Origin of the sequence: Acinetobacter sp. WU_MDCI_Abxb74, assembly GCF_025513915.1 — a bacterium.
In the GTDB taxonomy this organism is placed as follows: Bacteria; Pseudomonadota; Gammaproteobacteria; order Pseudomonadales; family Moraxellaceae; genus Acinetobacter; species Acinetobacter calcoaceticus_C.
Window position 1 is genome coordinate 118,684 of record NZ_JAHPRP010000011.1, and the last position, 6,675, is coordinate 125,358.

Consider the following 6,675-nt stretch of genomic DNA (forward strand, 5'->3'; position numbering starts at 1 on the left):
CAATAGTCTCAATAAATACAAACTTGGATAAGAAATGGCAAGTGGCTTACTTTTACTATTAGATGATATTGCAACGATTTTAGATGATGTTGCTTTAATGAGTAAAATGGCAGCAAAGAAAACTGCCGGAGTTTTAGGTGATGATTTAGCCTTGAATGCTCAGCAAGTTACAGGTGTCCGCTCAGACCGAGAATTACCTATCGTTTGGAAGGTAGCGAAGGGTTCATTTGTTAACAAACTCATTTTAGTACCTTTAGCACTATTAATTAGTGTGATTGCGCCTTGGCTCATTAACCCTTTGTTAATGCTAGGTGGTTTGTTTTTATGTTATGAAGGTGTGGAAAAAGTTATTCATACTTTTATGCATAAAAAGTCCTCAACTCCTGAGGAGGCCAAAGCAGAGCTTGAAAACGAAGAATTAGACTTAGCAACATTTGAAAAAGATAAAATTAAAGGTGCTGTTCGGACAGACTTTATTTTATCTGCAGAAATTGTCGTAATTACCCTCGGTACAGTTGCTACAGCTACTTTAATGACTAAGGTAAGCGTCCTAAGTGTTATTGCAATTGTGATGACGATTGGTGTTTATGGCTTGGTTGCCATGATTGTTAAGATTGATGATCTGGGATTATATTTAACAAATCAAACGGCTTCTTTTAAGCAGACTATAGGTCGAGGCCTATTAGCTTTTGCTCCTATTTTGATGAAATTACTTTCGATCGTGGGCACTATTGCGATGTTTTTGGTAGGGGGAGGGATCATTAACCATACCATTCCATTACTTCATCATCTGACTGAAAGTACAGTGGATCATGTAGAAACTATACCAGCGGTAGGAAATATCATTGGTGCTTTAACACCAACATTGATTAACTTTGGAATAGGATTGGTTGCTGGTGCAATTGTTCTATTAATCGTAAGCTTAATACAAAAAATGTGGCCTAAAAAAGCATCGGGTTCATGATGCCATTCTAAAAAGAAGAGGGAAATTATGCGCTGGAAAGGTCGTCGAATTAGTACCAATGTTGAAGATCGCCGAGGTGGTGGCGGTGCTAGAGCAGGTGGTATCAGTATTATTGGTTTGGTTGTTGCATTTGTTGCGTGGAAGTTTTTTGGGGTGGATCCACAACAAGCTTATCAGGCAACTCAGCAGGTCACTGCATCACAGCAGTCAAATGCAACTGCACCGGAAAGTTTAACAGCCGAGCAAAAAGAAGCCTCTGATTTTGTTGGAACTGTTTTGGCTGATACAGAGGATACGTGGACTCCTATATTTAAACAGTTAGGTAAAACCTATACGCCGCCAAGATTAGTGTTGTTTAGTGGAATGATTCAGTCTGGGTGTGGTACTGCTCAATCTGCCATGGGACCATTTTATTGCCCGGCAGACCAGAAGGTTTATATCGATACAGAATTTTTCAAAGATATGCGTAAGCAAATGGGAATTTCTGGTGAGCAAAATCAAAGTGAACTATCTAGGCAAGATCAAGCTGGGGATTTTGCCCAAGCGTATGTTGTCGCACATGAGGTAGGACACCATGTTCAAACCTTGCTTGGTATTTCTTCACAAGTACAACAAGCCCGTGCGCAAGCAAGCCAAACAGAAGGTAACCAATTATCTGTTCGTCAAGAATTACAAGCTGACTGTTTAGCGGGAATTTGGGCGAGTCATAATCAACAGCGAACTCAATTTTTAGAGCAAGGCGATATTGAAGAAGCGATGGATGCTGCTCAAAAAATTGGAGATGATTATTTACAGAAGCGCTCTACTGGTCAGGTTGTTCCAGATAGCTTTACTCATGGTAGTAGTGAACAGCGAATGCGCTGGTTTCAGGTTGGTTTAAAAACTGGTGATATTAACCAATGCGATACTTTTAATAATCCAGTTTAATCTTTTATAGGATGAGTCTTGTTAAATATATTTAAGAAGCTCATCCATTTTTCTTTAACTTATAACTATAAATAATGTTAAGAAATTTAACAGAGTGATAGATTGTTCATTCAATTCGTTAAACTTGTGCCCTAATTTCTGTTTTTATGATTATGGCATTCTTCATGCCAGTTTTTTTATTAAGTTTGGTCGATCTAACAAAGTTTCTCTTATTTGGTCGTTGACCCAGAAGAAGGGTATTCATGGGTAATTTTTTTCTACTACAAGCATTCACAGTGGTTTTTGCATTATCAATAGCAACCACGATCTTTAATAAGCGCATTTTAGGCTTTCCACAGGCTATTGGTGTACCGCTGGTCTCAGCAATTTTTGTCTTTATCTTGCAATGGGGTGCAAGCCTCTTAAACGGTAACGAATTTATTACCATCAATATCCACCATATTGAGGAAGTAGTACGCCAGATCGATTTTTATGATTTTTTAATTAATGGTGTCATCTGTTTTATTCTAACTTCCTCTGCACTTAAATTTAAAATTTCTGATTTAAGAAGCTACTGGAAGCAAATTAGTATTTTGGCCACCATTGCATTAGTCATTTGCGCCGTTTTATTTGGTGGATTGCTCTACGGGTTCCAACTACTGGTTGGATATCATGTGCCAATTTTGGTGCTTTTACTTTTAGGTGCAGCTTTAGGAGCAACAGACCCAATTGGTATTAAAGGTGTGCTTAGTTCGATACGTGCACCACATCATTTGATTGTTAAGCTAGAAGGTGAGTCACTATTTAATGATGCGATGTGTATTGCATTATTTATGACTTTACTCAACGTTTTACAGGGTGAACATTTCTCGTTAGTAGCAACATTAGAGGCTTTACTCTATGAAATTGTTGTCGCTGTCGGGATTGGTTGGGCATTTGGGGTAGGGGTGTTACGTCTATTACGTGGTAAACACGAAATGGAGTCCCTAATTTTAACAACAGCTTTGCTCGCGAGTGGAGCATATTTAGTGGCTTTGTTTGCTCATGCATCAGCACCGATTGCTTGTGTAATTGGTGGTTTAATTGTTGGAAACAAATGGAAAGAAATACGAGAAGAGCGCGAGATTCAAGAAGTTAATCATTTTTGGCATACCGTAGAAGGGATCATCAACTCATTCCTGTTTACTTTAATTGGCTTAGAGTTATTTATTCTTGATTTAAACTTCAGCCTAATTTTAGGCGGTATTGTTGCGTTCTTTATTTTACATATCTCTCGTTTTGCGGCCAACTTTATGGCTTTTGCCTTTTTCCCGAACATGCGAAAAATGAAAAGTTATAATGGTAGTTTAACCATTTTATCTTGGGGTGGGGTACGAGGGGGGATTTCACTTGCATTGATTTTGGCAGTTGCCAATATTCCCGCATTAAGTCCATATAGCAGTATCTTGATTGGCTATACTTTTATTAGTGTATTGCTATCGGGCATTGTGTGCGGTCTGGGTTTGCCAGCTGTGATGAATGCTTTTTATTACAATCCCAATGAAGAAACCGAAGGCTTAAAAGGTCTATATCAAAGATTGTGTCATAAGATGAATCGGAGAGGCTTTCAATATATTGTTGGAGAGGATGCGCTGGGTAGAGAAACAATTACCGTTTTTAATCCAGATATTCTGGTAGACCAAAAAACTGAAGATGGAATTGCAACAATGCATGACCCAAATAAGTTACAAGAAGTAAAACGATTTGAGAGTCCTGATAATTTCTAAATATTTGCAGTTTTAAATTTTATAAGATATTTAAAAATTAGGTTTTAGTGTAATAGTAAAATATTACCTAAAGCCTTTTTTTTCTATATGTATCATTAATAATATATTTTATTTTATTAAGATATTAATAATTGTTATATGAATATTTTAATTAAATGACATTTCAACAAATGGTAAATAATAAAATAAGAAATTTGTTTTATATATAAAACATTTAAGGTGGTTTTTCCTTAAATTAACACAAGATAAACTTAAAAAAGACTTATATATAATTTGTATTAATTAAAATTTTTTCTGTAGGTACTTTAGTATTTGTTTTTTTTATTTTAAAGTGGTTAATGTAAAAATGATCACATTACTTAATGTTTTTAAGTTGTAGGTCAAAAACTTGAAAACATTAAGTAAAAAGAATTATACATAAAATCATTTAAATCAATAATATAAAAGGAATACAGATATGCCTGAAATACAAATAATTGCCAAGGATAGTCACGACACCTTGTCAACCATCAAGGGAACTTCTGCTTCGCTTACAGAAGCGTCGGTCGTATTGGTAAAAGTTGCTGCCAGTGATGTATTGGTAGTAAATAGAGAGGGAACCAATGCAGTCATTCGCCTGAAAAATGGTGAGACTATTGTTATTGAAGGCTTTTTTAGTGGAACAGCTGAGCCTAAAGATAACAGCCTTGTTTTTCAAGACGAAAATGGACAGCTAATCTGGGCAAAATTCAAAGATGCTGAAAATGATGCAGACGCGGATGCGGATGCGGATGCGGATGCCGACAGTGATGTTGACCCACAAGCACTCGTAGCCGAAGATTTACCAGCGGCTTTACCTGCAGAGGCACCACAAGAGTTGGTGTCTGATGTTATTTATCAGCCTATTTCTTCAATTGAACCATTGCTTTACCACGATGCGGGCATAAACCCATGGTTATGGGCTATCCCATTAGTTGCGGGTGGTATCATTGCAGCAGCATCAAACAGTGATAGCGATGATGACGGCTCTTCAACACCTACCGACACAACACCACCAAATACAGATGGGGTAACTTTTTCGGTTAATCCAGTTACATCTGATAATGTAATCAACTCATCAGAAGCAGCTGGTAACGTTACGATTACTGGTGTTCTTAAAAATATTCCAACAGATGCGGCGAATACAGCCGTTACAGTTGTTATTAATGGGGTGACTTATACCGCAACTGTAGACAAGGTTGCAGGTACATGGACAGTAAGTGTACCGGGCAGTGGCTTAACGGCAGATACAGATAAAACGATTGATGCGAAAGTAACGTTTACAGATGCAGCAGGTAATAGCAGCACTGTTAACGACACACAAACATATACAGTTGATACCACCGCACCAGCAGCACCAGTGATTGACCCGGTTAACGGGACAGATCCAATTACAGGTACAGCAGAACCTGGTTCAACAGTGACAGTAACTTATCCTGATGGCAGTACAGCAAGTGTTGTAGCAGGACCGGATGGTAACTGGACTGTGCCAAATCCAGGTTTGAATGATGGCGATGAAGTTGAAGCGATTGCTACAGATCCGGCAGGCAACCCGTCATTACCTGGCACAGCTATTGTTGATGCAGTTGGCCCAAATACGGATGGTGTTAACTTTGCAGTTGACTCTGTCACAGCGGACAACGTGATTAATGCGTCAGAAGCATCAGGTAATGTCACAATTACAGGTGTTCTTAAAAACGTTCCGGCAGATGCGGCAAATACAGCCGTTACAGTTGTTATTAATGGGGTAACTTATACTGCAACTGTAGATAGTACAGCGGGTACATGGACAGTAAGTGTACCGGGCAGTGGTTTAACAGCAGATGCAGATAAAACCATTGATGCCAAAGTGACGTTTACAGATGCAGCAGGTAATAGCAGCACTGTTAATGACACACAAACATATACAGTTGATACCACCGCACCAGCAGCACCAGTGATTGACCCGGTTAACGGGACAGATCCAATTACAGGTACAGCAGAACCTGGTTCAACAGTGACAGTAACTTATCCTGATGGCAGTACAGCAAGTGTCGTTGCAGGACCGGATGGTAACTGGACTGTGCCAAATCCAGGTTTGAATGATGGCGATGAAGTTGAAGCGATTGCTACAGATCCGGCAGGCAACCCGTCATTGCCGGGCACAGCTATTGTTGATGCAGTTGGCCCAAATACGGATGGTGTTAACTTTGCAGTTGACTCTGTCACAGCGGACAACGTGATTAATGCGTCAGAAGCATCAGGTAATGTCACAATTACAGGTGTTCTCAAAAACGTTCCGGCGGATGCGGCGAATACAGCCGTTACAGTTCTTATTAATGGGGTAACTTATACCGCAACTGTAGACAAGGTTGCAGGTACATGGACAGTAAGTGTACCGGGCAGTGGCTTAACGGCAGATACAGATAAAACGATTGATGCGAAAGTAACGTTTACAGATGCAGCAGGTAATAGCAGCACTGTTAACGACACACAAACATATACAGTTGATACCACCGCACCAGCAGCACCAGTGATTGACCCGGTTAACGGGACAGATCCAATTACGGGTACAGCAGAACCTGGTTCAACAGTGACAATAACTTATCCTGATGGCAGTACAGCAAGTGTTGTAGCAGGACCGGATGGTAACTGGACTGTACCAAATCCAGGTCTTAATGATGGCGATGAAGTTGAAGCGATTGCTACAGACCCAGCAGGCAACCCATCATCACCTACAACAGGCGTTGTTGATGCATTAGCACCGACAGTAGCGCTTGATGATGTACTCACCAACGACAGCACCCCAGCGCTTACCGGTACAGTCAATGATCCAGCAGCAACTGTGGTGGTGAATGTAGATGGCACAGACTATCCAGCAGTAAACAATGGCGATGGCACCTGGACGCTTGCAGACAATAGCTTGCCTGCACTGACTGACGGTCCACACACCATTACCGTGACGGCAACTGACCCTGCAGGCAATGCAGGAACAGATACTGCAGTGGTGACGATTGATACCACCGCACCAAATGCACCGGT

4 protein-coding genes are annotated in these 6,675 nt (G+C 40.1%); all 4 read left to right on the forward strand.

The features are described from left to right. The first annotated feature begins 34 nt into the window (after positions 1 to 34). Positions 35 to 964 carry a DUF808 domain-containing protein gene (locus KTH84_RS16235; protein ID WP_262474192.1) on the forward strand — a complete coding sequence of 310 codons (930 nt, stop codon included), beginning with the start codon at positions 35 to 37 and terminating at the stop codon, positions 962 to 964. 27 nt (positions 965 to 991) lie between these two features. Next, positions 992 to 1,891 carry a neutral zinc metallopeptidase gene (locus KTH84_RS16240; RefSeq protein ID WP_262474193.1) on the forward strand — a complete coding sequence of 300 codons (900 nt, stop codon included), beginning with the start codon at positions 992 to 994 and terminating at the stop codon, positions 1,889 to 1,891. A gap of 242 nt (positions 1,892 to 2,133) precedes the next feature. Beyond that, positions 2,134 to 3,636 (forward strand): cation:proton antiporter, encoded by a 1,503-nt coding sequence (locus KTH84_RS16245; protein ID WP_133972075.1) that lies wholly within the window; start codon positions 2,134 to 2,136, stop codon positions 3,634 to 3,636. Positions 3,637 to 4,093: 457 nt separating this feature from the next. Beyond that, a partial coding sequence (locus KTH84_RS16250; RefSeq protein ID WP_262474196.1) for an Ig-like domain-containing protein occupies positions 4,094 to 6,675 on the forward strand: 2,582 nt, incomplete at its 3' end.